Below are 24,371 nucleotides of genomic sequence, written 5' to 3'. Positions count from 1 at the left end.
AGCTGGAGAACCCCAAGCGCCGCCGCCTGAGCGACGCCGCGGCCATGCCCCGCGCTGCGCAGTGGGAGCACCGAAGCGAATTTTCGGCCTTACTGATCGCCGCTCTACCCCCAAAGGCCACTCATGAGTATTCGCCAAGCCTCCAGCCGCACCGAAGCGGCGCCGCCGGCCGCTGCCGCCCAGTTTTTGACGTTTGTCCTGGGCGACGAGCTCTACGCCATGGACATCCGCACGGTGCGCGAGATCATCCAGCCGGTGGCCATGACCCCGGTGCCGCTGATGCCCGTGTTCGTGCGCGGCGTGATCAACCTGCGTGGCGCCGTGGTGCCCGTGATCGATCTGCAGGCTCGCCTGGGCAAGGCACCCGCCACCCTGGGCAAAAAGACCTGCATCGTGATCTTTCAGACCGCCTTCGAGGCCGGCACCATCGAGCTGGGCCTGCAGGTGGACTCAGTCAACGAGGTGATCGACATCCCGGCGCACGACATCGAGCCGCCGCCCCCCTTCGGCAGTTCGATCGAGCGCGAATTCATCCGGGGCATGGGCAAGGTGGCGGGCCGCTTCCTGATCATCCTGGAGCCTGACAAGGCCCTGGACATCGATGCCATGGCCAGTCTGGCCCCGGCGGCATCACCCGCCCTGCGTCACTGAGCATCGAACATGCCCCAACTCAGCGATGCCAGTTTCAAGCGCATCAGCGCGCTGCTGCATGACAGCATCGGCCTGTCTTTTCCGGAGCACAAGAAAGCCCTGGTGTCCTCACGGCTGGCCACGCGACTGCAGCGCCTGGGCCTGGCCGGATTCGACGACTATGCCGACCTGCTGGACAACCCCGAGGAGGGAGCAGAGTTCCAGATGGCGGTCGATCTGTTGACGACCAACGAGACCTACTTCTTCCGCGAGCCCTTGCACTTTGAACTGCTGTACAAGCAATTGCTGACCCGGCCACCGAAAGGGCCGCTGGCGATCTGGAGCGCCGCCTCTTCGTTCGGAGACGAGGCTTTCAGCCTGGCCATGCTGCTCAGCGAGATGCAGACCAGTGGGCAGTTGCCGGTCAACTGGTCGATCACAGCCAGCGACATCAGTCACAGGGTGCTTTGCGCGGCGCGTGACGCCATCTACCCGGTGGAGCGACTGCGCTTTGTCAGCCCCGAGCGCCTACGCCGCCATTGCCTGCGAGGTGAAGGCCCGGCCGAAGGTCAGGTGCTGATGAAGCCGGCGTTGCGGGCACATGTACAGTTTGGTCAGTTGAACCTGACCCACCGCTTTTCGGGCCTGGGCCCCTTCGACGCCGTGTTCCTGCGCAACGTGCTGATCTACTTCGACGCGGCCACCAAACAGACGGTTGTTGATCGGGTGCTGGGCACACTGAAGCCGGGAGGCCTCTTCCTTGTCGGCACGGCCGAGGGGCGCCCCCCTTGTCGCACCCCATTGCAGGTCTTGGCACCCGGCGTCTTCCGCAAGCCATCCTGAAGCCAGCATGACCGACACAACACCTGCCGTGCCGGGGCCTGGCGCTCCCGCATCGATCCATGGCATTGCTGGGCCTCAGCAGCCCCCGCGCCTCCAGTGGCTGCATCCCGGTGACGTGGCCATGGCCGAGCGAGGCGAGCGGCTGGATACCCTGCTGGGCTCCTGCGTGGCCGTGCTGCTGTGCGATCCGCAGCGCACCGTGGGCGTGATGTGCCACATCGTGCACGCCGTCAACCGGCGCGGTGCCCACCCCGGGGACACCCGCTACGGCCCCGCGGCCCTGGAGCGCATGTTTGAGCTGATGACGGCCAAGGGGTATGCCGCCGCCAAATGCCAGGCCTGGCTGTGCGGCGGCGGCAACATGTTTCCACAGCAGGTCAGCGACAAGCCGATCGGCGAAGCCAACGTGCTGTGGGTGCGCGAGCAATTGCACCGACTGGGCATGCGTGTGGTCGGGGAGTCGGTGGGCGGGCCGCTTTACCGCAAAGTGACCTGGGCGGTGGGCAGCCTGGCACCGGACATCGAGGTGATGCCGGTCCAGGTGACCGAATGACAAGACAAGGAGGCCCGCATGACGGCACCCATCAAAGTATTTCTGATCGACGACTCGGCCGTGATGCGGCAGACCATGGCGTATCTGCTCAAGGATGTGCAGGGCATCGAGTGGCTGGGCAGTGCGCCCAATCCATTGATAGCGCAGCGCAGCCTGCAGCAACGCCGCCCCGACGTGATCCTGCTGGACATCGAGATGCCCGGCATGGATGGACTGACCTTTTTGCGCCGCCAGATGGCCAGCGACCCGATCCCGACCGTGATCTGCTCCAGCCTCAGCCAGCAAGGCAGCAAGGTGGCCCTGGAGGCCCTGGCCGCAGGAGCCCTGTCGGTGGTGGCCAAGCCCCGCCTCGGCCTGAAGCAGTTTCTGGAGACCTCACGCACCGAGTTGATCCAGGCTCTGTTGGAGGCCTCTCGGGCGCGGCCCCGGATGCGCACCCTGCCGCGCCCCGTCGAGGCCGAGGCGAAGAGCGCGGTCGCCAGCCCCGGCCTGCATGCCTTCGCGGTCAACAAGCCGGTGGTGATCGGCAGCTCAACCGGTGGCACCCAGGCGCTGGAGCAAATCCTGACCGCCCTGCCCTCGGATGCTCCGGGCATCGCCATCACCCAGCACATGCCTGAGAAATTCACGGCCATGTATGCCGAGCGCATGAACCAAAGCTGCGCCATGAGCGTGCGCGAAGCCCGTGACGGCGACCGCCTGGAGCGCGGGCTGGTGCTGATCGCCCCGGGCGGACGCCATCTGCACCTGCGCAAGGCCGCCGGTCAGTACTATGCCGTCGTCAGCGACGGGCCCGCGGTCAACCGCCATCGCCCCTCGGTGGACGTGCTGTTCAAGTCGACGGCGGAATGCGCCGGTCGTGACGCCCTGGGCCTGCTGTTGACCGGCATGGGAGATGATGGCGCGCGAGGCCTGAAGCGCATGCACGACGCGGGGGCCCGCACCATCGCCCAGAACGAAGCCAGTTGCGTGGTGTTTGGCATGCCCTTCGAAGCGATCAAACTGGGCGCGGCCGACGACGTGCTGCCCCTGGATCAAATGGCGGGTGCCATCCTGCAGTTCGACGCGCGCGGCTGAGTGCCGCAGACCGGCACCGGTACCTGCCAGCCTCGGCGCTGTCGCCTCAGCCCAGGGCCTGGGCGAAGTCGGCGATCAGGTCTTCGGCGTCTTCCAGGCCGACCGACAGCCGGATCATGCTGTCGGCAATGCCCATGCCGGCACGCACCTCGGCGCCGGCCTCCCAGAAAATGGTGTGTGCCACCGGGATGATCAGGGTGCGGGTGTCGGCCAGGCCGGTGGCCTTGATGGGCAGCTGCAGGCGGTTGCACAGGCCCAGGCAGTCGTCAGCGTTCTTGAGTTCGAAGGACAGCAGCCACGAACCGGCCTTGAAATGCTCACGCGCGCGCTCGTACTGCGGGTGCGACGGCAGGCCGGGGTAGAGCACACGAGCGACCGCAGGGTGCTGCTCCAGCCACTGCGCCAGGGCCAGGGCGGTGGCGCTGGTGCGGTCCATGCGCAGCGCCAAGGTCTCGGCACCGGTGGCCAGTTGGCTGGCCGCATGCGAAGACAGCGTGCCCCCCATGTCGCGCAAGCCCTTCTTGCGGATCTGCTGCAGGCCCCAGCCCTTGGCATCGCCCTTGCGGTAGGGCGGGAAGATGTTGGGGTAGGCCGCCCAATCGAACAAGCCGGTGTCGGTGACCGAACCACCAAGCGCGTTGCCGTGGCCGCCGATGCTCTTGGTCAGCGAGTGGATCACCAGGCCAGCCCCCACGCTGCGCGCCTTGAACAGGTAGGGCGAGGCCACCGTGTTGTCGACCACGTAGAGCAAGCCCTTGTCGCGGCACAGTTGGCCGATGCCGGCCAGATCGGCCACCTGGGTGCCTGGGTTGGCGATGGTCTCGACAAACACCATGCGGGTGTTGGGTTGAATGGCCGCGGCCACCTGGGCCGCGTCGGTGGCGTCCACCGTGCTGACCTGGATGCCCAGGTCGGCCAGGGTGCCGAAAATGCTGTTGGTGTTGCCGAACACAAAGCGGCTGGCCACCAGGTGGTCACCCGCCTTGAGCAGCGTCAGGAAGACGCCGCAGATGGCCGCCATGCCGGTGGCAAAGCTGATGCTGCCCAGGCCTTGCTCCATCTGGGTGAGCTTGGCTTCCAGCGCGGCCGTGGTGGGCGTGCCCTGGCGGGCATAGTTGAAACCGCCCTTGGCAGTTCCCTGGAACACGGCGATCAGGTCTTCGACACGGTCGAAGCCATACTGCACCGAGTTGTGCACGGGCTTGTGCACGCCACCGTGCTCCACGTGGCCGCGGCGGTCGGCATGGACGATCTGGGTGGTGAAGCCGTTGGAGTGGGTATCGGTCATGGCAGGGGTCAAAAAACAGGAAAAACGGTGAAGCCCTCAGAACTCAGGGGCGATGTGTTCGGCGTAATCGTACAAGGCGCCCAGGATGGCTTCGCCGCGCTCATCCGCGGTCTCGGAGAGCGTATCGATCTCAGCAAACAATTGCTCCAGGGTGCGCGCCCCACCCTCACCTTCGAACAGGCGGGCGGTGCGCAACTGCTCCCAGCGCTGGGCTTCGGCGCCTGACAGCGTGGCCGGAAAATTGCGTGCCCGGTAGCGGAACAGCAGTTCACCCAGGCGTGGGTCATCAAAACCCGTGCGGCTGGTGGCCAGCTCTTCGGGCGACTGGGCGCGCAGCTGGTTCAAGCGGCGTCGGTCGGCCGGGCCGATGAAGCCGCCGTACAAATCCTGGTCCACGTCGGTGGGTTGGTCGTCCGCAGGCCGGTGGAACACGTTCTTCCACAGTTCGCTGAGGTCGGGCAGCGCCAAGGCCTTTTCCGCGTGGCACATCGCTTGGGCCAGGTCGATGCCCCAACGCTGGGCCATCTCGGGACGCAATGTCTTGAGCTGCCCCACCACCATGGGCGACTTGTTCAAGTGCACCGATTTGACGGGCAGGCGATGCACCCCCTCGGGCAGTTCATCGCGTTTGCTGAACAGGCGCTGCCGGGCGGTGGCAGCGTCCAACATGGCCAGCTCACTGGGGTCGTGCGCCAGGTCCCAGGCCAGCAGCTCGTTCTTGTTGGTCGGGTGGGTGGCCAGGGGCCACATCACGGCCAAGCAACCCCGGTCGGCCGGGAACATGCCCGAAACGTGCAAAAAAGGCTTGGCGTTTTGCGGCGAGGTGGGCAAGCCCAGCTCAGCGGCTACACGGTCTTTCTTGTGCAGGCTGAAGCAGAAGTCGAACAGACGCGGCTGCTTGTCGCGGATCAGCCGGGCCAGCGCGATGGTGGCACGCACGTCGGACAAGGCATCGTGGGCAGCCTCGTGCTGCAGGCCATTGGCGGCGCTCAGGTGCTCCAGTTTGAAGCTCTGGCTGCCGTCTTCCTTGGTGGGCCAGACGATGCCCTCGGGGCGCAGCGCATAGGCCATGCGCACCACATCGAGCAGGTCCCAGCGGCCACAGCCGTTCTGCCATTCGCGCGCATAGGGGTCGATCAGGTTGCGCCAGAACATGAAGCGCGTGATCTCATCGTCAAAACGGATGGTGTTGTACCCCACGCCGACCGTCCCTGGCTCTGAGAAGGCGGCCTCGATCTGCGCCGCGAACTGGTGCTCAGGCAGGCCTTTTTCGAGGCACAACTGAGGGGTGATGCCCGTGATCAGGCAAGACTGCGGGTCGGGCAGGTAGTCGGGCGCGGGCTGGCAATACAGCATCAGCGGCGCACCGATCTCATTGAGCTCGGCATCGGTGCGGATGGCCGCAAACTGGGCCGGGCGATCGCGCCGGGTGTTGGCGCCAAAGGTTTCGTAATCGTGCCAGAGGAAGGTGTGCGACATGGGCGCCCATTATCCTTGCTGCGCAGGGCCGTCAGGCTCAATGGGCCAGGTCGACACTGCTGCAAGACACGGTCTGCCGCTGGCCCAGCCAACCCAGCACACACTTGTCGCCCTCACGGCGGTACGAGAACGCCACCTTGAAGCGGTTGTCACGCACCAGATCGGCCTCGGTGGGCGTGGGGTTCAGGGTCAGCGAAATGCTGTCCTGGGTCGAGCTGACGTGGTAGGGCTGGTTGAAGACGTTGCCATAGATCACCGGTGGCCCATCGGTCGGGATGCCGCGGATGCCGATCACCACCCGGCTCATGGTCCCGTACTGCCCATAGTCAAACCAGTTGTCATGGATATCGAGGAAAGCCCCGGCCTGGGTCGTGTTGGGGTAGGCGTGCATGTCGACCTGATGGTAGGCATCGCGCCCGCCGCCGGGCCGCACCAGGTTGTGGTGCACTTCATAGCGCTCGCCACTCTGCCCCGAGCCCGCGACGGCATGGCGGTTGAAATGAAACACATTGCAGGCGATGTCCGCCGAGGTGCGGCCGTTTTGCACCACCACACCGTAGCCCAGGCCGGATTTGATGTTGTGGTGGATGTGGTTGTGATGGATGCGGGCCTGGCGCGAGGCCTTGACCGACACCGCAGCCCAGGGCCAGCCGTAGATTTCTGAGTTGTCGACTTCGATGTCCAGGGCGTCCACCGCCAGTTGCAGGCCGATGGTGTTGTTGGCGGTGTTGGCCGCCTGGTAGGGCCCCTCGATGCGCAGGCCACTGATGCGGGAACCTGTGTCCAGGCTGAACACGGCCCACTCGTGCGGCTGCTCGTCTTCGTAGGCCACGCGCAGCAAGGCCCCGGGCTGCCCGTCTTGGCCGCGATCGCCAAACAAGGTCTGCCCTCGGTGCAGCACCACCGCATACTTGCGGTTGGGGATGTCGATGGTCACGCCGGCAGGCACATGGATGTAGGGCTCCAGACGATCCAGGTGCTGCTTGAGCGTGATGTAGTCGATGGCCGTGACGTAGGACACACTGGCCTGGTCCACCCCGCCGGTGCTCAGACCACCGCCGCCCAGAACGCCACAGTGGCCCGCGTCGGGGTCGGGCTGAAGCGGTGCCGGGGCCACCTCCCAGGCCAGCACGGCCAGCGCCTTTGCGCCAGCGGCGTCCAACACCAGCAATTGGGCACTGTAGCGGCCGGGCTGATCGAAGCGGGCGGTCACGGTGGCGCCCGAGACCCCCGAGACGGTCTGTGCGTCGGGCTCCAGGCTCAGCCCTGCTGGCACCGGCCCCAGCCATTGCCAGCGCAAGGCCTCGCCGTCAGGGTCGAGGGCTTGCAGCTTCAGCTCGGTGGTCTGCCCAGCGACCCCGTATTGCACAGGGGCGGTTGCCGGCTGCCAGGTCGGCGCATGGTTGTTGCCCCTGGAGCGCAAGCGCAGGTACAGCGTGTCTTGGCGGGTCTGGGCCTGCAAGCTCAGCAAATCAGGGCTGCCAGCGGGCACATCGCCAGCCGCATCCACACCGACCGCGGGCAGTTCAAGGGGTTGGTCGGCCCAGGCCGGGGCCTGCCAAGGCGTCGCCGCCAGCAACAGGCACAGCCCCCCCACAGCCAGAACCGCTGGGCCACTACGCCGCCAAGCCCACGCGGCCACCAGCGCCACGCCCAACATCAAAACCCCTTGCAGAACAGGCTGCAGCGCCGGAACGGCCTGCACCGACCCGGAGCCAGGGGCCGGCCCACTGTTGGCCTCGGACCGCAGCAGCCAGATGGCCCCGGTACCACCGCCCGTCCCCGAGTCGAGCACATCGGCCCCGGCGCTGACCCGCACCCTCACCGCCGTGGCGTCACCCAGCAAAGCCCAGGGCACGGCCAGGTCCAGCACATCCTCCAGCCCGCCAGGGCCTGACAGGGTGCTGCTGGCCAGCACATCAATGGGCGGCGACGGCGTCACTTCGACAAAGGCGCCGGCCTGGCAGACGCTCCAACGCGCTGGCAGGGGCTCGCCCTGCGCATCCAGCGCCACCTGCAGACGGAACTCAAAACCCGAGGAACCGCCTCCTGCGCCAGCAGCAGCCTCCGTGCAGCCCCCCGTTGGCTGACCGTCACTGTCCAGGTAGAGCTGGTAAGAGACCCCCGCGGCCCCCGCCCAAGCCAGCGCAGGCTGACAGCACAGCAAGCCCAGGGCCAAGCCGGCCCAGCCCACCGTGTGGCCCAACGACACAATGCGACGCAACGCCGCCAGGAGAGAAGAAAACCAATGCATGAACCGCCCAGCCGTCATCGCCCACAAGAGGCACCTTGGCACCGCATGAGCAAGGCACCCCGAACATCCAGGCCCTGGCCTGAAAGCCGGGCAGTCTAGGAGTCGGGGGGGCGTGGCACCGGCAGAGGTGTGTCAAAGCGTAGGCTGCCGCTACAGAGCCTGGCGCCAACGAGCACCGAGTCCCGGCAAGTGCTTGTCATTCAAGGAGTTCGTGAAGCGTCTCGATCTGACAGATTTCAGCCCTTACGCAGTGATACATCTCCTGGGATGGCCGTCTCAACTGTTGGCCGATGGGGTCGATGGGGTCGATGGGGATTTTTCCAACGTGGCCGGGCACGAGGTACAGCTGATCAGCCGCGCCACGTCAAGGCTGTGCTCGCGATCCATGGGGGAGGCGAGCATTCGCAAAAGACGGACCAGGGTGGCCAGCAAGGCCATGACGATGCACAAAATGTCGATCGGATTGCCGTCAGGCGCACTCATCGACGCACCACGAACACCAGGGCCACCACCATCAGCACCACAGCCCCGATCGCATCCGAGCCTGCGGGCAATTGCAGCCCGCCATAGGCCAGCAGCCCCACCGCACTGGAGCCGATCACGCCCACGCCGGCCAGCAGGCGAATCGTGTCGGCCCACTGGACGTAGCGCCGCCGTGGGCTGGCCGGGCCGGCTTCGGAACTCAAAGACAGGGGGCGAGATGACATCGCGATTCCTTGGTGAAAGGGACTGTTAGCAGCAAAGTGGTTTGATGCTCACAGGCCGATTCGCCAAAATCAACGCCAACTGTTCATTCTGTACCCGCAGAAAACAAAAAAGCTGACCCAGATCGCTCCTGGGTCAGCCTTGTTGAGGTCAGCCTCTGGTGGCTGGCGCAGCTCAATCTGCAGCGGCGGCCTCTTCCGGCTCCGTGGGTTCGGCCTTGGGGGCGCGCTCCTTCTTGGGCAGGGGCTGGATGTCCAGCACCACATCCGGCTTTTCGGCGTTGTCGTCGAGGTCGACCGTCAGGCGGCCACCGTCGGTCAGGCGTCCGAACAGCAGTTCGTCGGCCAAAGCGCGGCGGATGGTGTCCTGAATCAGGCGCTGCATCGGACGCGCGCCCATCAGCGGATCGAAGCCCTTCTTGGCCAAGTACTTGCGCAGCTTGTCGGTGAAGGTGACTTCCACCTTCTTCTCGGCCAGTTGGGTCTCCAACTGCAGCAAGAACTTGTCGACCACGCGCAGGATGACCTGTTCGTCCAGGGCCTTGAAGCCCACGATGGCATCCAGGCGGTTGCGGAACTCAGGCGTGAACAGGCGTTTGATGTCGGCCATCTCGTCGCCCGCCTCACGCGGGTTGGTGAAGCCGATGGTCGCCTTGTTCATGGTCTCGGCGCCCGCGTTCGTGGTCATGATCAGGATCACGTTGCGGAAATCGGCCTTGCGCCCGTTGTTGTCGGTCAAGGTGCCGTGGTCCATCACCTGCAACAGCACGTTGAAGATGTCCGGGTGCGCCTTTTCGATTTCGTCGAGCAGCAGCACCGCGTGCGGCTTCTTGGTGATGGCTTCGGTCAGCAGACCGCCCTGGTCAAAACCCACATAGCCCGGGGGCGCACCGATCAGGCGGCTCACGGCGTGGCGCTCCATGTACTCCGACATGTCGAAGCGGATCAGGTCGATGCCCATGATGTAGGCCAGTTGCTTGGCGGCCTCGGTCTTGCCGACACCGGTGGGGCCACTGAACAGGAAGGCCCCAATCGGCTTGTCGCCCTTGCCCAGGCCCGACCGAGCCATCTTGACCGACGAGGCCAACACTTCGAGGGCCTTGTCCTGACCGAACACCACGCTCTTGAGGTCGCGCTCCAGGGTCTGCAGCTTGCCGCGGTCGTCGTTGGAGACATTGGCCGGCGGAATGCGGGCGATCTTGGCCACGATTTCTTCAACTTCGGTCTTGCCGATGGTCTTCTTGCGCTTGGACGGGGCCAGGATGCGCTGGGCAGCACCGGCTTCGTCGATCACGTCGATGGCCTTGTCGGGCAGATGACGGTCGTTGATGTACTTGGCGCTCAGTTCAGCGGCGGCTTGCAGCGCGGCCGCAGCATACTTGACGCTGTGGTGCTCTTCAAAGCGCGACTTCAGGCCCTTGAGGATCTCGATGGTCTGGTCCACGGTGGGCTCGACCACGTCAACCTTCTGGAAACGACGCGACAGGGCCGCGTCTTTTTCGAAGATGCCACGGTATTCGGTGAAGGTGGTGGCCCCAATGCACTTGAGCTGACCGCTGGACAGCGCCGGCTTGAGCAGGTTGGAGGCATCCAGTGTGCCGCCCGAGGCAGCACCCGCACCGATCAGGGTGTGGATTTCGTCAATGAACAGGATGGCGTTGGGCTTTTCCTTGAGCGTCTTGAGCACCCCCTTGAGGCGTTGCTCGAAGTCGCCACGGTACTTGGTGCCGGCCAGCAAGGCGCCCATGTCCAGCGAGTAAACAATGGCCTCGGCCAGGATCTCGGGCACGTCACCCTGGGTGATGCGCCAGGCCAGGCCTTCGGCGATGGCCGTCTTGCCCACGCCGGCTTCGCCCACCAGCAGCGGGTTGTTCTTGCGGCGGCGGCACAGGATCTGGATCACGCGCTCGACCTCGTACTCGCGACCGATCAGTGGGTCGATCTTGCCGTCCTTGGCCAGTTGGTTGAGGTTCTGCGTGAACTGTTCGAGCGGCGATGCCTTCTCGTTGCGCTCACCGCCCTCTTCCTGCTCGGCTTGCGGCTGGTCATTGCCCTTGACGGGTTCCGGCGGCTCGCCCTTCTTGATGCCGTGGGCGATGAAGTTCACCACGTCCAGACGGGTCACGCCCTGCTGGTGCAGGTAGTAGACCGCGTGCGAATCCTTCTCACCGAAGATCGCGACCAGCACGTTGGCGCCGGTCACTTCCTTCTTGCCGTTGCCGGTGGACTGCACGTGCATGATGGCGCGCTGGATGACGCGCTGGAAACCCAGTGTGGGCTGGGTATCCACCTCATCGGTGCCGGCCACCTGAGGGGTGTTGTCCTTGATGAAGTTGGTCAAGGACTTGCGCAGATCGTCGATGTTGGCTGAGCAGGCCCGCAGTACCTCGGCGGCGCTGGGGTTGTCGAGCAAGGCGAGCAGCAGGTGCTCCACGGTGATGAACTCGTGGCGCTGCTGGCGGGCCTCAACAAAGGCCATGTGCAGACTGACTTCCAATTCCTGGGCAATCATGTGAATTCCTTTTGCCTTGCTTTAAGTGGTTGAACTTTAAATCGGATCGAAAGCCATTTATTCAACAGGCTCACTGACACATTGCAGCGGATGACCAGCCTTGTTGGCCGCATCCATGACCTGATCCACCTTGGTGGCGGCCACGTCCCGCGAATACACGCCGCAGACGCCTTTGCCATCGAGATGGATCTTCAGCATGATCTGGGTCGCGCTTTCACGGTCCTTGTTGAAAAACTCCTGGATCACGAGGACCACAAACTCCATCGGGGTGTAGTCGTCGTTCAACATGACCACCTGGTACATCTGTGGTGGCTTGACCTTTTGCGTCAAGCGCTCAAGCACCACGGAATCGCCGCCGCCATGCTCCGGCGGCGCCAGCTTGGGTGCAGCGGGTTTGGAAGGTGATTTCGTTGCCATGAATTTCATTCTAATGACGGTCTTGGGGGCCCGAGGGTTCAAAGGGCAATTGGCCCCCACGAGTGGACATTTCAAGGGCTGATTTTTCACAAAATGAAAAAATTTCGCCCTCAACCGCCACTCTGCGGGTTCGTCAGCCGGCTCAGTCGTAAATGATGCGGGCCTGCCCCTCATGGGCCTGCGCTGTCCAACCTGCCAAAGCGGCATCGCTGGGGAAAAAGCGGGCGCCCTCGCCGAGGTGCAACTCGGCCGAAACGGCCATGCCATCCTTTTCGCGCAGCACTTGCAGGCGAATGTCCATGCCGCGCTCCAGGGTGCCGGATTCCGACTCTTCCAGGCGCGGCGGGTGTTCGCGCAGCAGCCGGGCAATGTCGGGCGCCCGGCCGTTGACCACCACCTGCAAATGCTTGCCGAAACGGCAGCGTGCTGACGCCAGGTCCCAGATCTGCACCACCTGCAGGCGCAGCCCGCCCGAAAACCGATCGGGCTGGCACTTGGCGCTGACGATGATCATCTCGTCGTCCTTGAGCAGGTTCTTGTTGGCATTGATCAAGGCTTCATCGGCGGTGGCCTCGATCGTGCGGCTCTTGTCGTCCAGCTTGAAGATCGCCAGTTTGCCGCGCTGGCCATTGATGACGCGCAGGTCGCTCACGATGCCGGCCACCATCTGGGGATCCCGGCTGTCGGCCAGTTCATCGATCTGCCGCCTGACAAAGCGGCGCACCTCGGTGGCCACCTCATCGAACAGGTGGCCCGAGAGGTAAAAGCCCACCGCCGTCTTTTCGTAGGTGAGCCGTTCCTTGATGCCCCAGGGCAGCGTTTCGACCAGCCCAGGCTCCTGCGTGCTGGAGCCGTGCGCATCGTCGCCGAACATGTCGAACAGGCCGCCCTGGTTGGCATTGGCCGCCGTGGCATTGGCAAATTCGAAGGCCCGGTCGATTGAAGCGACCAGCGCGGCCCGGTTCGGTTCGATGGCATCGAAAGCACCGGCCTTGATCAGGGCCTCGACCGTGCGCTTGTTGATGGCCTTGCGGTCCACACGGAGCGCAAAGTCGAACAGACTCTTGAAGGGGCCGCCCTCTTCACGCGCGGCCACCATCGCCTCGATGGCCGACTGCCCCGTGCCCTTGACGGCCCCCAGACCGTAACGGATCACCGTGTTGGTGACGGGCTCGAAACGGTACCGGCCGCGGTTCACATCGGGCGGCTCGAAGCTCATGCCCATCTTCACGCCGTCTTCGTACAACACCTTGAGCTTGTCGGTGTCGTCCATTTCAACGGTCATGTTGGCGCAGAAGAACTCGGCGGTGAAATGCACCTTGAGCCAGGCCGTGTGGTAGGCCAACAGGGAGTACGCGGCCGCGTGCGACTTGTTGAAGCCGTAACCCGCAAACTTCTCCATCAAGTCGAAGACTTCGTCGGCCTTCTTTTCGTCCAGACCATTCTTGGCCGCACCGGCGCGGAAGATCAGGCGGTGCTCGGCCATCTCCTCGGCCTTTTTCTTGCCCATGGCCCGGCGCAGCAAGTCGGCGCCGCCCAGCGAGTAGCCGCCCAGCACCTGGGCGGTCTGCATCACCTGCTCCTGGTACACCATGATCCCGTAGGTCTCGGACAGCACCGCCTCCACCAGCGGATGCGGGTACTCGACCTCTTCGCGACCGTGCTTGCGGGCCACAAAGCTGGGGATCAGGTCCATCGGGCCCGGACGGTACAGGGCATTGAGTGCAATCAGGTCTTCCAGGCGCGAAGGCTTGGCGTCTTTCAGCATGCCCTGCATGCCGCGGCTTTCAAACTGGAACACCGCCTCGGTCTTGCCGTCCTGGAACAGGCGGTAGGTGGGCAGGTCATCGAGCGGGATGGTCTCGAAGTTGAAGTTCTCCTGGCCCTTGTGGCGCTTCATGATGAATTCGCGCGCAATTTCCAGGATCGTCAAGGTGGCCAGGCCCAAGAAGTCGAACTTCACCAGGCCAATGGCCTCCACGTCATCCTTGTCGTACTGGCTCACGGCCGACTCGCTGCCCGGCTGCTGGTAAAGCGCACAGAAATCGGTCAGCTTGCCGGGTGCGATCAACACCCCCCCGGCGTGCATGCCGATGTTGCGGGTCATGCCTTCGAGCTTCTGCGCCATCTCGATGACGGTCTTGACGTCTTCTTCTTTCTGGATGCGCTCGGCCAGCACCGGCTCCAGTTCGATGGCGTAATTGTTCTTGTCGCCCTCTTTCTTGGGGTTCGGCGGGTACTGCAGGGTGTAGGACATGCCCGGCTTGTTCGGCACCAGCTTGGAGATGCCATCGCAAAAGGTGTAGCTCATGTCCATCACGCGCCCCACGTCGCGGATGGCCGCCTTGGCCGCCATGGTGCCAAAGGTGGCAATCTGGCTCACGGCGTCCTTGCCGTACTTGTCCTTCACGTAATCAATCACGCGGTCGCGGTTGCCCTGGCAGAAGTCGATGTCAAAGTCAGGCATCGACACCCGCTCAGGGTTCAGGAAACGCTCGAACAGCAGGTTGTATTGCAGCGGATCCAGGTCGGTGATCTTCAACGCATAGGCCACCAGCGAGCCGGCCCCCGAACCCCGGCCCGGGCCCACCGGGCAACCGTGGGTCTTGGCCCACTGGATGAAGTCGCCCACGATCAGGAAGTAACCCGGGAACCCCATCTTCAGGATGGTGTTGAGCTCGAACTCCAGCCGCTCCACGTAGCGTGGGCGTTGGGCATCTCGCTCCTCGGCCTTCGGGAACAGCAGTTTCAGACGCTCTTCCAACCCCTCGTGCGAGGCGAAGCGGAAGTACTCGGCAATCGGCATGCCGTTGGGCGTGGGGAAGTCGGGCAGTTGGGGCTTGCCCAACACCAGCGACAGGCTGCAACGGCGGGCGATCTCGACCGTGTTGCGCAGCGCCGAAGGCAGATCGGCAAACAAGGCCTGCATCTGCTCGGAGTTCTTGAAATACTGCTCACGCGTGAACTTGCGCACGCGCCGCGGGTTGGCCAGGATTTCACCCTCTGAAATACAGACCCGCGCCTCATGGGCTTCAAAGTCGTCCGGCCCGGTGAACTGCACCGGGTGGGTGGCCACCACCGGCAGCTTGAGGCGCGCCGCCAGTTTGACTGCGGCCACCACGTGGGCCTCGTCCTCGGCGCGGCCGGCGCGCTGCACCTCCATGTAGAAACGGTGCGGAAACACGCTGGCCATCTGCAAAGCCAGGTCGGCCGCCGCGCCTTCATCGCCGCGCAGCAGGGCCTGCCCCACCGCCCCCGAATGGGCCCCTGACAAGGCAATCAAGCCCTCATTGAGTTCGGCCAGCCAGTCCCGGGTGCACACCGCCTGGGCGTTGTGCACATTGCGCGTCCAGCCCCGGGCCAGCAACTCGCACAGGTTCAGGTAGCCCTGGCGGTTCTGCACCAGCAGCAGCATGCGCGACACCTGGGCAGGGGCCTGCGGCGTGCCTTCCAGCACGATTTCGGCCCCGATGATGGGCTTGACGCCCTTGCCGCGGGCCTCTTTGTACAGCTTGATCGCGCCGAACAGGTTGTTGAAATCCGTCAGGGCCAGGGCAGGCTGGGCATCCTTGGCCGCCAGCTTGACGACCTCATCGATGCGGGTGGTTCCGTCGACCACGGAAAACTCGGAATGCAGGCGCAGGTGAACAAACATCCGGCCATTGTAGGAAAGGCCGCCCCAGGGCACGGGCCTGGCAGCACAAATCCTTTGCACCAGACCGGCACTGACGGGTTCCAAGCCTCGCGAACGATCCACTGACCGCTCGATACCGACGAGCGGCACAAGCAACCACTCATCGTTCAATATTTACCAATCATCACCTAGATTCACCAGATCTGAACCATCTTCACTGGCAATGTTAAATTTGGTATCGGTAGTAATCCATTGATCATTCAAGTTACAAAACTCATGTCCGCCCCGATGTTCTCCCGCTTGCATCACCCTTGCCGCCGCCTTGCCAGCGGTCGCGCACAGGGTGGCTTCTCATTGCTGGAGGTGCTGGTGGCCATTTTTGTGCTGTCCTTCGGCATGTTGGGCATGGTGGGCATGCAGTCGTTTTCGCTGCAGGCCAATCGGCAGGCACGCATGGCCTCCACAGCGGCTGGCTTGGCCCGCGAGATGGCAGAGATGATGCGGGGGAACAAAAACCAAGCACAACTGACCACCAACAACCCCTATGTCGGCACCTTCACCAGCCCACTGACCCCCACCACGGCCAGCTATTGCATCAGTGTGAGCAATGCCTCAACAGGGTGCGGCAACACCCTCTCGGACATTGCCAACGCTCAGATGACTGAATGGCTCAGCCGTGTCGAAAACGAGTTGCCGGGCTCCAAGGTTCAAATCTGCTTTGACAACACGCCTTATGACAGCAACGGCATACCTCAATGGGGCTGCAACGGCTCCGGGTCCGACGGCGTGATCTACATCAAGATGGCCTGGACACAACCCAGCACCAACCGCAGCGACACGGGCTCAGCAGCTCTGATCCAGGCCAGTACCCGGCCCATTCTCGTCATCCCCATCACCGCCGGGAATACCTGATGCGTGCAACCCATTCCCCCGTACCAGCCCAACGCCACCTGGGTGTGACCCTGGTCGAATTGATGGTCGCCCTGGCGATCAGCTTCATCGTCGCGCTGGCGGCGCTGGCCGCGCTCAATATTGCGCGCCAAGGCTTCACGGTCAATGACGCGGCCTCGCAGTTGCGCGAAAACGGGCGTTTCGTCTCCGATTTGGTGCAGCGCCTGATCGTGCAAGCGGGTTTCAAAGACCTGGCCTATGCCACCACGGCCCGCCCAACGAATGTCACCGGGATGGTTAGCAACCCACCGCCAGCCATCTATGGCCTGGACAACAGCAGCCGCAGCACATCTGACGCCTGGGACGGCGGCACCCCCCGCTCCGCCGGGACCACAGGCTACGGCAGCGATATCCTGGTATTCCGTTTTCAACCGAGCACGACCTCCTCGACCGCCGCCACGGCCGACGGCAGCATGATCGACTGCAATGGGCAAGGCCTGACGACCGTTGCCACCGGGCGTGACGATCGGGCTATCAGCATCCTCCATGTGGACACGGACAGCGACGGTGAGCCTACCCTGATGTGCAGCTCCATCCCCGTCAACAGCACCACAGTAACGCAGACCGCCCTGGTGCGTGGGGTCGAGAATTTTCAGGTGCTGTACGGTATCGACAACATTGGCCCCAACAACACGGCAACCTCGTCCGCATCCGATTCGGTGCCGGACAGGTACTTGCGGGCCAGCCAATTGACTGTTCCCAGCAATCCCTCTGCCACCTATTACAACTGGAGCAAAGTGCGCAGCGTGCGAATCGGCATGATCCTGCGCAGCCTGCCCAGCCAGTCGAACGACATCAGTTCGGCAAGCTTCTACCCCTTTGGCGTGGCGCGTGACGGCAGTTCGGGTGCGATTGGCAGCCTGCTCGCCAGCAGCGCGGACGTCGGCACCACAGGCAGTGCCACTGTTTTTAGCGACCGGCGCCTGCGCCGGGCTGTCACCTTCACCATCCATCTGCGCAATGACCAAGGGAACTGAAATGACCAGGTCAAACCGTCCCCTGTTGCGCCCATGGACCCAGGGCCCCCGTCAACAGCAAGGTGCCTCGCTCATGGTCGTGCTGGTGCTGTTGATCGTGGTCTCGCTGCTGGGTGTGGGTGGCATACAGATCGCCACCATGGGCGAACGAAGTGCACGAAACGACCGCGACTTGCAGATCGCCTGGCAAGCGGCCGAAGCCGCGCTGATGGATGCCGAATTCGAAATCGATACCAAAAGCGCAATCTCAGGCACACGCAGAAGCACCTTCACCCCCACGACCGACACCAATGCCTTTGTGATCAGCTGTGGTAACTCCTCGACCAACCAGGGGCTTTGCGCTGAAAACGTGACCGGAAAGCCAGCTTGGTTGACCGTGGATTTCACAGACACCAGCAGCAATGCCAAGACCGTCGCGTGGGGCACCTTCACAGACCGGAGCGGTACGACCTACCCCACAGGCGGTGGCCTCAAGTCCGCTCAGGCGCCACGTTACGTCATCGAGGCCATCAAGGACCCGGCCGAGGTTCAAACCAAAGGGCTGACTGAATCCCGCTACGTCTACCGCGTCACCGCCATGGGCTTCGGCCCGCGTCAGGACATCCAGGCTGTCATCCAAATGATTTACCGCTTTTGAGCAGGCTTCTCCATGAACGCTCCCACGATCACCACCACGCGGCTTCAACGATGGCGCCTTTGCCTGAGCCAGCGTGCCGGCTTTGCAGGTGCCGCCGCGGCCTTGTTGCTGACAGGCCTCGGGCTGTCCTGGCTGGCACACAGCACGAGTACAGCCCCCAGCTACCCGGCCATCGCACTGTCATCGACCCCGCTGTATGCCACCACGCCCATCGACAAGCCCAGCCTGGCCTTGGCTCTGTCGGTGGAGTACCCCACCGTGGGCGCCCAATACACCCCGGGCGGCAACAGCGACAACACCTATTCCAACGCCACTGAGTACCTGGGTTACTACGACGCCGAGTCGTGCTACACCTACAACGACAGCCCCAGCGAAACGCCGGCCACCGGACTCAGTGCCAGTGATTACAAGCGATTTGACCGCAGCGGCCCAGCGACCAATCGCAAATGCAGCAACGCCTTCAGCGGCAACTTTCTGAACTGGGCCAGCAGTTCGGCCATCGACATGCTGCGCCTGGCCCTGTCAGGCGGCGATCGTTACATCGACCAAGACGGTCTGACCATTCTGCAGCGGGCCTTGATCCCCAATGGCGACCCGATCTGCATGTGGAACAGCAGCAACTTCCCGGCCAAGCAGCTCACCAAGGACGGCGGTGGCGCCGGCACCTACTGGGGGGCCGTGCCTACGGCCATGATCACCGCAGCCAATGGCAGCGACATCTATGTGGCCAATACGCTGAACCGCATCTATTTCGGCACCTCGGCCACAGGGGACTGTGGTTCGGGGCCGAGCAGCTATGTGCTGAACAGCCCAGCGGCCAGCCAGGCCATGGGACCGATCACGACCTATAGCAATAAGAGTTTGCCCGGCAGCACGACGAACTGCGCCTCGGAGAACGGTACCTGCAGCTTCACCGGCGTCTTGGAGGTCTGGTATGGCTCAGGCAGCAAGTGGGCTGTGGCACCCGTCAAGAACGGGGTTGGGTGCAACAACACGGTGTTTGGGGACCCCTACCCTGGTGTGGCCAAGAATTGCTACACACGGACCTACACGGGTACCTGGACCCCGCCAGCAGCCACCGGCTCGCAACTGAACAGCGACGGCTACTTCTACTCGCGGGTCCAGGTCTGCAACAAGAGCAGCGGTGCCCTGGCCGACGTCCGGGATTATGGGTTGTGTACGCTCTACCCCAGCGGCAACTACAAACCCACGGGCGTGATCCAGAAATACAGCGACCAGTTGCGACTGGCCGCCTTCGGCTACCTCATGGATCAAACGGCCAGCTACAACAATGGTCGCTACGGCGGTGTGCTGCGCGCCCCCATGAAATACGTGGGCTACAAGACCTTCGACGAAACCGGCAACGACAACACCCCCAGCACCGGCAATGCCAATGTCGAATGGAACACGACCACCGGCATCTTTGTCGCCAACCCGGACAGCAATGCCATGGGCATCAGCGGTGTGGTCAATTACCTCAACAAGTTCGGTCGCACCGGTCCGGTCGCTGGCCGCTACAAGATCTACGACCCGGTGGGCGAGTTGCATTACGAGGTGCTGCGCTATCTGCAGGGGCTGAGCCCCAGCGCCGACGCCATCAGCAACATCACCGATACCTACAAGGACGGCTTCCCCGTCTTCACCACCTGGAGCGACCCCTATGGTGGCAGCCGCAGCAGCACGGCAGACTACTCCTGCGTGCGCAGCAACATCGTGGTGATTGGCGACATCAACACGCATGACGGCAATCGGTTGCCCTCAGTTGACATGGCAAACAACATCATCGACATCAATGCATGGCGTACCACCGTGCAGAATTTCGAAAAAAATGCGAGCACAACCTATGCCGATGGGTGGACTCCTTCTCAAAACCGGACCACTGGCAACCCCAACGGAGCCAATTACAGTGTTCCATCCTCGACCACAACCAGCCAGATCATGGGCTCAGCCTACTGGGCGCACACCCATGACATCCGAGGGAGTACCTGGACCAATGCAATGACCATGCAACGCCCTGGCCTGCGCGTCAAGACTTTCCTTTTTGACGTCAACGAGTACGGCGCCCAGAACGACGCCAACACACGTCACTACGCCAACCAGTTCTTCATGGCCTCCAAGTACGGCGGCTTCGAGACCGATGCCTCCAACGTGGGCAGCAACCCCTACAACACCTGGGGCAACCCCTTCAAGCAGCAGGACGGCACCAATAACAACAACGTCTGGCAGAACCTGACCTCCCCCGGCGAAGCCAGCACCTATTACCTTCAAAGCAGCGCGCGCGGTGTGCTCAGCGCCTTCAATGGCATCTTCAGCCGTGCGGCCAACTCGTCACGCAACATCGCTGGCGTGGCGCTGCAATCCAAGTACCTCACGGCCACCAATGGCAGCGTGATCTATCAGGGGGCTTTCGATACCAGCAACTGGACAGGCGATGTGCTGGCATTGCCTTTGACCGTGAGCGGAAGCACGATCACCCTGGGCGCCAACGCCAATTGGAGTGCGGCCGACATGCTGACCAACCGGGCCAACCCGGCCACCACACGCAACATCGTGATGGGGGTGGCGGGGGCCACGGCCAACCCCACGGCGACTGATTTCCAGTGGACCTCGATCAGCACCACAGTCCAAGCTGCGCTGAACAAGGCCTCGCCGACAGCGGCCACGGACTCGCTGGGCCAAAGCCGGTTGAACTACCTGCGTGGCGATCGCTCCCTGGAGGGCACCACCTTCCGAACGCGCAGCAAGCTGCTGGGCGACATCATCAACTCCAGCGTGGTGTATTCGGGCAAGCCTGCAACGGGCTATACCGAAAACAGCTACGGCACCTTCTACAGCAACAATTCGAGCCGCACAGCGGCAGTCTACGTGGGCGCCAACGACGGCATGCTGCATGCCTTCAATGCCAGCACCGGAGCCGAACTGTTTGGCTATATTCCAAGCTGGATGTCCACCAAGCTCTCAGCCCTGACCGGCACCAGCTATGCCAACAACCACCAAAGCTATGTGGACGGGCTGCCCGCCGTGGGTGAAGCCTGCGTAGGGCCATCGCATACCTTGAGCGCCACCACCTGCACCTGGAAGTCGGTACTCGTCTCCGGCACCGGCCCCGGTGGTCAAGGCGTGTTCGCCCTGGACGTGACCGACCCGACGGCATTTTCGACCTCCAAGGTCATGTGGGAATTCACGGACGCTGACGACAACGACCTGGGTTACGTGGTGGGCCAGCCCCAGATCCTCAAGCTGGCCACCAGCGCACCTGGAGCGACGTCCACCACCTACCGCTGGTTTGCCGTGGTGGCCAGCGGCGTCAACAACTACGTGACCGATGCCAATGGCAACTTCAGCACCACGGGCAATCCTGCACTGTTCTTCCTGGCCCTGGACAAGGCTGCGGGTGACGCCTGGACTTTAGGCACCAACTACTACAAGGTGTCTCTGCCGCTGGACACGACCCTGGCGGCCAGCAAGGCCCCCGGGGTGACCAATTTCACGGCACTGTACGACTCTGCCGGTGCGGCCAACCGCATTTTTGTAGGTGATTTGCACGGCAAGCTCTGGAAGTTTGACTTCACGCCACGCGCCGTCAGCACGACGCGCGCGGCTTTCGATCCCACAGTGCTCGCCAACTGGAACGCCAACAACCTGTCCTTCTTCTCCAAGAGTGGCGACCCGGCCTCCCCGACGGCCTACCCGATGTACATCGCCAAGGACGCCACAGCCAACACCAACAACCAGCCCATCTTCTCGGCCCCGAAAGTGGTCACTGGCCCGGTGGTGGGGGGGCTGCAGACCTTCTACGTGATCTTCGGCACCGGCAAATTCCTAGAGTCGAGCGACAAGACATCGACCGCACAGAACTCCATCTACGCCATTTACGACGATGGCAAGACCACGCTCAATCAGTCCGACAGCGCCACGCTCAGCAGCAGCACCCCCAGTGTGATCACCGGTCGCAGCCGGCTTCAACAGGGCTCGGTGGACACGAGTGCCAAGACCATCACGGTGTCGGCCTTTGTGTGGGGCCGCCCCATGACGGACACGGCCACCTACTCTGACATCAGCACCGGTTCGACCGTCACCCTGCCCCTGAAATCGGGCTGGTATTTCGATCTGCCGGTCACGGGCGAGAAGATGATCAGCAACTTCCTGGACCTGAGCCCACAGGTCACGTTCAACACCATCATCCCGGGCGCGGCAGGGGGCACCGGCTCGTGCACGGCCACGCCGGGTAGTGGCAACCAGTATGTGGTGACCATCGCAACGGGCAACGGCACCTACACCCCCTCGACAGTGGGCTTGCTGGGCGCCAGCTTGTACGTGGACCTGGACTCGGCCATCCAGATCGGTAATAGCGACAGCACAGGGAAGCGCACACGGACCACCGTCAAGACCAGCCTGCAAAGTGGCTCCACGGGGTCGGCTGTGGCCGGGACCTCCGTCACCGTCGTCGATTACGTGGGGCGTTTGAGCTGGCGCCAGATCAACAACTACTGGGATTTGAAGAAAGCACCATGAAATTCGAACCACGCTCCGGGGGCTTCACCCTGATCGAACTGATGATCACCGTGGCCATCGTGGCCATCCTGGCCAAGGTGGGCCTTGGGGCTTACCAAGACTCGGTACTCAAGGCCAAGCGGGCCCAGGGCCGAACAGCGGTCGTCGAGATGCTGCTGCAGCAGGAGCGCTACTTGACCCAGCGCAACTGCTATCTGGCATTCACCGTGCCCAGCGGAACACCCACCGCCGGCAGCAGTTGCGGGGTCACTCCGAGCTTTGGCAGTGCGAACCCATTCCCGTTCAAGTATTACTCTGGCGACTCCCCAGCCAATTCGGCCTACCTGCTGGCTGCTGGCGCCTGCGGCACCACCCCCATGACAGATTGTGTTCAGGTCACCGCCACGCCTCAGTTCACAGACCTGGCCGTGAACGTCTTGCAGGCCACCAGCACCGGCACCAAGACCTGCACCGGCACAGCATCCTCCAGCAACCCCAAGTTGTGCTGGCCATGAAAATGCTGCCGCGCCCGGCTGCCCGGGGCTTCACGCTGATCGAACTGATCGTGGTCATGGCCATTGTCGTGGTGCTGGCGATGGTGGCCATCCCCAACTTTGTGACCTTCCAACGCAATTCGCAGCTGACGTCGGCAGCCAACAGCCTGCTGGCCTCGATCAACACGGCCCGCGGTGAAGCCATGAAGCGCAATCAGACTGCCTTTGTTGTGCCCAACACGGGTACCAACTGGACCACGGGCTGGAAGGTGTTTGTGTCACGCCCCGGCTACAGCACCGCCACCGGGACGTACGACGCCACCTCGACGGCGACCACCTCCTCCACTTATACCGATGGCCAGGACCTGCTGGTGCAAAGCGTTCCGGCCCAGGCCAGCTACCTCAACATCACCTCCAGCGACTCGTCAGGCACAGCCGTGGGCTTGATCCGCTTTGATGGTTCGGGCTACTCCAAGACCTCCGACAACAGCGGTTTTCAGGCCATGACGATGCGCCTGCAACGCAACGACGTGAGCACGGGTCAACAACCCAGCGAGACCCGCATCATGGTGCTGGCCCGAACGGGCCGGGCCCGGGTGTGCAAGCCGGTCTCGTCCAGCGACAGCAACTGCAGCACCACGTCCACACAATGAGTGCGGGCTGGTTCGGCCCCCTACAATGCGCGCCGTGAACACCCCCGTCCTCAACATCTCCTGCTACAAGTTTGTGCCGCTGCCTGATGCGGCCACACTCCGCGATCAACTGGCCGAGCAGACCCAACGCCTGGCGTTGCGCGGCACCATCCTGCTGGCCGAGGAAGGCATCAACTTCTTCCTGGCCGGGCCCGCTGAGGCTGTGCGCGAGGTGGTCAACACCCTGCGCCAAGATCCGCGCCTGTCCGATCTGGCGCCCAAGGAGAGCTGGTCAGACCACCAGCCGTTTCGCAAGATGCTGGTCAAGGTCAAGCGCGAGATCATCCGCATGAACCACCCCACCATCCGCCCTGCCGAAGGTCGGGCCCCCGCCGTCATGCCGGCCACAGTGCGCCGTTGGCTGGAACAAGGCCATGACGATGAAGGTAGGCCCGTGGTCACCCTGGACACCCGCAATGCCTTCGAAGTGGACCACGGCACGTTTGAAGGCGCGGTCGACTGGCGCATCCAAAAGTTCACCGAATTTCCAGACGCCTTGCGTGCCCACAAAGCTGAACTGCAGGACAAGACCGTGGTGAGCTTCTGCACCGGCGGCATCCGGTGCGAAAAGGCCGCCATCCTGATGCGCGAGGAAGGCCTGCCCCATGTCTATCAGCTCGAAGGCGGCATCCTCAAGTACTTCGAGGAAACCGACGGCGCCCATTACCAAGGCAGCTGCTTTGTGTTTGACGAGCGCGAAGCGCTGGCGCCGGACCTGTCGCCGCTGCGCTGAGC

General features: G+C 63.4%; 19 protein-coding genes. 11 read left to right on the top strand and 8 right to left on the bottom strand.

Annotated elements, in window-relative coordinates; translation table 11 throughout:
* Nucleotides 1–123 precede the first annotated feature (123 nt).
* The 4 genes from AC07VS_RS08565 to AC07VS_RS08550 are packed head-to-tail and all read left to right on the top strand — an operon-like array spanning nt 124 to nt 3,103.
* Nucleotides 124–651, top strand: coding sequence for a chemotaxis protein CheW (locus AC07VS_RS08565; RefSeq protein WP_494750721.1), 528 nt, complete (start codon nt 124–126; stop codon nt 649–651).
* 9 nt (nt 652–660) lie between these two features.
* Nucleotides 661–1,473, top strand: coding sequence for a CheR family methyltransferase (locus AC07VS_RS08560; protein ID WP_494750720.1), 813 nt, complete (start codon nt 661–663; stop codon nt 1,471–1,473).
* 7 nt (nt 1,474–1,480) lie between these two features.
* On the top strand, nt 1,481–2,026 hold the full coding sequence (locus AC07VS_RS08555) for a chemotaxis protein CheD (RefSeq protein ID WP_494750719.1): 546 nt from the start codon (nt 1,481–1,483) through the stop codon (nt 2,024–2,026).
* 18 nt (nt 2,027–2,044) lie between these two features.
* Nucleotides 2,045–3,103 (top strand): protein-glutamate methylesterase/protein-glutamine glutaminase, encoded by a 1,059-nt coding sequence (locus tag AC07VS_RS08550; RefSeq protein ID WP_492349068.1) that lies wholly within the window; start codon nt 2,045–2,047, stop codon nt 3,101–3,103.
* 46 nt (nt 3,104–3,149) lie between these two features.
* Here the strand turns inward: AC07VS_RS08550 and AC07VS_RS08545 are convergent, their stop codons facing one another.
* The 8 genes from AC07VS_RS08545 to dnaE all read right to left on the bottom strand — a co-directional run bounded on the left by AC07VS_RS08545 (nt 3,150) and on the right by dnaE (nt 15,412).
* Nucleotides 3,150–4,391, bottom strand: coding sequence for a cystathionine gamma-synthase family protein (locus tag AC07VS_RS08545; RefSeq protein WP_494750718.1), 1,242 nt, complete (start codon nt 4,389–4,391; stop codon nt 3,150–3,152).
* 36 nt (nt 4,392–4,427) lie between these two features.
* Nucleotides 4,428–5,870 (bottom strand): exodeoxyribonuclease I, encoded by a 1,443-nt coding sequence (gene sbcB / locus AC07VS_RS08540; protein ID WP_494750717.1) that lies wholly within the window; start codon nt 5,868–5,870, stop codon nt 4,428–4,430.
* Nucleotides 5,871–5,907: 37 nt separating this feature from the next.
* Entirely contained in the window at nt 5,908–8,124 is a 2,217-nt protein-coding gene (locus AC07VS_RS08535) for a hypothetical protein (protein WP_494750716.1), read from the bottom strand.
* A gap of 276 nt (nt 8,125–8,400) precedes the next feature.
* Nucleotides 8,401–8,607, bottom strand: coding sequence for a hypothetical protein (locus AC07VS_RS08530; RefSeq protein ID WP_492349072.1), 207 nt, complete (start codon nt 8,605–8,607; stop codon nt 8,401–8,403).
* Nucleotides 8,604–8,831, bottom strand: coding sequence for a hypothetical protein (locus tag AC07VS_RS08525; RefSeq protein WP_494750715.1), 228 nt, complete (start codon nt 8,829–8,831; stop codon nt 8,604–8,606). Before AC07VS_RS08525 ends, AC07VS_RS08530 begins: the two co-directional genes overlap by 4 nt.
* A gap of 172 nt (nt 8,832–9,003) precedes the next feature.
* Entirely contained in the window at nt 9,004–11,340 is a 2,337-nt protein-coding gene (gene clpA / locus AC07VS_RS08520; protein WP_492349074.1) for an ATP-dependent Clp protease ATP-binding subunit ClpA, read from the bottom strand.
* A 57-nt stretch (nt 11,341–11,397) separates the two neighbouring features.
* Nucleotides 11,398–11,766, bottom strand: coding sequence for an ATP-dependent Clp protease adapter ClpS (gene clpS / locus AC07VS_RS08515; protein WP_494656179.1), 369 nt, complete (start codon nt 11,764–11,766; stop codon nt 11,398–11,400).
* 133 nt (nt 11,767–11,899) lie between these two features.
* Complete coding sequence (gene dnaE / locus AC07VS_RS08510) at nt 11,900–15,412, bottom strand: DNA polymerase III subunit alpha (RefSeq protein ID WP_492349075.1); 3,513 nt, start codon at nt 15,410–15,412, stop codon at nt 11,900–11,902.
* Nucleotides 15,413–15,667: 255 nt separating this feature from the next.
* On the opposite strand from dnaE, the gene pilV reads away from it, so the two are divergent.
* Genes pilV through AC07VS_RS08475 form a run of 7 tightly spaced genes read left to right on the top strand, consistent with a single transcriptional unit; the run spans nt 15,668 to nt 24,369 of the window.
* Nucleotides 15,668–16,303 (top strand): type IV pilus modification protein PilV, encoded by a 636-nt coding sequence (pilV, locus tag AC07VS_RS08505; protein ID WP_494750714.1) that lies wholly within the window; start codon nt 15,668–15,670, stop codon nt 16,301–16,303.
* A gap of 44 nt (nt 16,304–16,347) precedes the next feature.
* The gene (locus tag AC07VS_RS08500) at nt 16,348–17,319 is read left to right on the top strand and encodes a PilW family protein (RefSeq protein ID WP_494750713.1); all 972 of its coding nucleotides are present in this window, start codon (nt 16,348–16,350) and stop codon (nt 17,317–17,319) included.
* Nucleotides 17,303–17,956, top strand: coding sequence for a pilus assembly PilX family protein (locus tag AC07VS_RS08495; protein WP_494750712.1), 654 nt, complete (start codon nt 17,303–17,305; stop codon nt 17,954–17,956). Before AC07VS_RS08500 ends, AC07VS_RS08495 begins: the two co-directional genes overlap by 17 nt.
* A gap of 12 nt (nt 17,957–17,968) precedes the next feature.
* Nucleotides 17,969–22,471 (top strand): pilus assembly protein, encoded by a 4,503-nt coding sequence (locus AC07VS_RS08490; protein WP_494750711.1) that lies wholly within the window; start codon nt 17,969–17,971, stop codon nt 22,469–22,471.
* On the top strand, nt 22,468–22,965 hold the full coding sequence (locus AC07VS_RS08485; protein WP_494750710.1) for a type IV pilin protein: 498 nt from the start codon (nt 22,468–22,470) through the stop codon (nt 22,963–22,965). Before AC07VS_RS08490 ends, AC07VS_RS08485 begins: the two co-directional genes overlap by 4 nt.
* Nucleotides 22,962–23,597, top strand: coding sequence for a GspH/FimT family pseudopilin (locus AC07VS_RS08480; RefSeq protein ID WP_494750709.1), 636 nt, complete (start codon nt 22,962–22,964; stop codon nt 23,595–23,597). Before AC07VS_RS08485 ends, AC07VS_RS08480 begins: the two co-directional genes overlap by 4 nt.
* 25 nt (nt 23,598–23,622) lie before the next feature.
* The gene (locus AC07VS_RS08475; RefSeq protein ID WP_494750708.1) at nt 23,623–24,369 is read left to right on the top strand and encodes a sulfurtransferase; all 747 of its coding nucleotides are present in this window, start codon (nt 23,623–23,625) and stop codon (nt 24,367–24,369) included.
* Nucleotides 24,370–24,371 lie beyond the last annotated feature (2 nt).

The sequence above is a fragment of the Curvibacter sp. GW821-FHT01G03 genome (genome assembly GCF_059422285.1).
The sequence above is the reverse complement of the archived record's forward strand: the minus strand, read 5'-3'. Positions and strand labels throughout refer to the sequence as shown.

What these genes read in the sequence shown, in the direction of transcription:
- AC07VS_RS08565 (WP_494750721.1), top strand. Translation starts at nt 124, where the DNA reads ATGAGTATTCGCCAAGCCTCCAGCCGCACCGAAGCGGCGCCGCCGGCC.
- AC07VS_RS08560 (WP_494750720.1), top strand. Translation starts at nt 661, where the DNA reads ATGCCCCAACTCAGCGATGCCAGTTTCAAGCGCATCAGCGCGCTGCTG.
- AC07VS_RS08555 (WP_494750719.1), top strand. Translation starts at nt 1,481, where the DNA reads ATGACCGACACAACACCTGCCGTGCCGGGGCCTGGCGCTCCCGCATCG.
- AC07VS_RS08550 (WP_492349068.1), top strand. Translation starts at nt 2,045, where the DNA reads ATGACGGCACCCATCAAAGTATTTCTGATCGACGACTCGGCCGTGATG.
- AC07VS_RS08545 (WP_494750718.1), bottom strand. Translation starts at nt 4,391, where the DNA reads ATGACCGATACCCACTCCAACGGCTTCACCACCCAGATCGTCCATGCC.
- sbcB (WP_494750717.1), bottom strand. Translation starts at nt 5,870, where the DNA reads ATGTCGCACACCTTCCTCTGGCACGATTACGAAACCTTTGGCGCCAAC.
- AC07VS_RS08535 (WP_494750716.1), bottom strand. Translation starts at nt 8,124, where the DNA reads ATGCATTGGTTTTCTTCTCTCCTGGCGGCGTTGCGTCGCATTGTGTCG.
- AC07VS_RS08530 (WP_492349072.1), bottom strand. Translation starts at nt 8,607, where the DNA reads ATGAGTGCGCCTGACGGCAATCCGATCGACATTTTGTGCATCGTCATG.
- AC07VS_RS08525 (WP_494750715.1), bottom strand. Translation starts at nt 8,831, where the DNA reads ATGTCATCTCGCCCCCTGTCTTTGAGTTCCGAAGCCGGCCCGGCCAGC.
- clpA (WP_492349074.1), bottom strand. Translation starts at nt 11,340, where the DNA reads ATGATTGCCCAGGAATTGGAAGTCAGTCTGCACATGGCCTTTGTTGAG.
- clpS (WP_494656179.1), bottom strand. Translation starts at nt 11,766, where the DNA reads ATGAAATTCATGGCAACGAAATCACCTTCCAAACCCGCTGCACCCAAG.
- dnaE (WP_492349075.1), bottom strand. Translation starts at nt 15,412, where the DNA reads ATGTTTGTTCACCTGCGCCTGCATTCCGAGTTTTCCGTGGTCGACGGA.
- pilV (WP_494750714.1), top strand. Translation starts at nt 15,668, where the DNA reads ATGTCCGCCCCGATGTTCTCCCGCTTGCATCACCCTTGCCGCCGCCTT.
- AC07VS_RS08495 (WP_494750712.1), top strand. Translation starts at nt 17,303, where the DNA reads ATGACCAAGGGAACTGAAATGACCAGGTCAAACCGTCCCCTGTTGCGC.
- AC07VS_RS08490 (WP_494750711.1), top strand. Translation starts at nt 17,969, where the DNA reads ATGAACGCTCCCACGATCACCACCACGCGGCTTCAACGATGGCGCCTT.
- AC07VS_RS08485 (WP_494750710.1), top strand. Translation starts at nt 22,468, where the DNA reads ATGAAATTCGAACCACGCTCCGGGGGCTTCACCCTGATCGAACTGATG.
- AC07VS_RS08480 (WP_494750709.1), top strand. Translation starts at nt 22,962, where the DNA reads ATGAAAATGCTGCCGCGCCCGGCTGCCCGGGGCTTCACGCTGATCGAA.
- AC07VS_RS08475 (WP_494750708.1), top strand. Translation starts at nt 23,623, where the DNA reads ATGCGCGCCGTGAACACCCCCGTCCTCAACATCTCCTGCTACAAGTTT.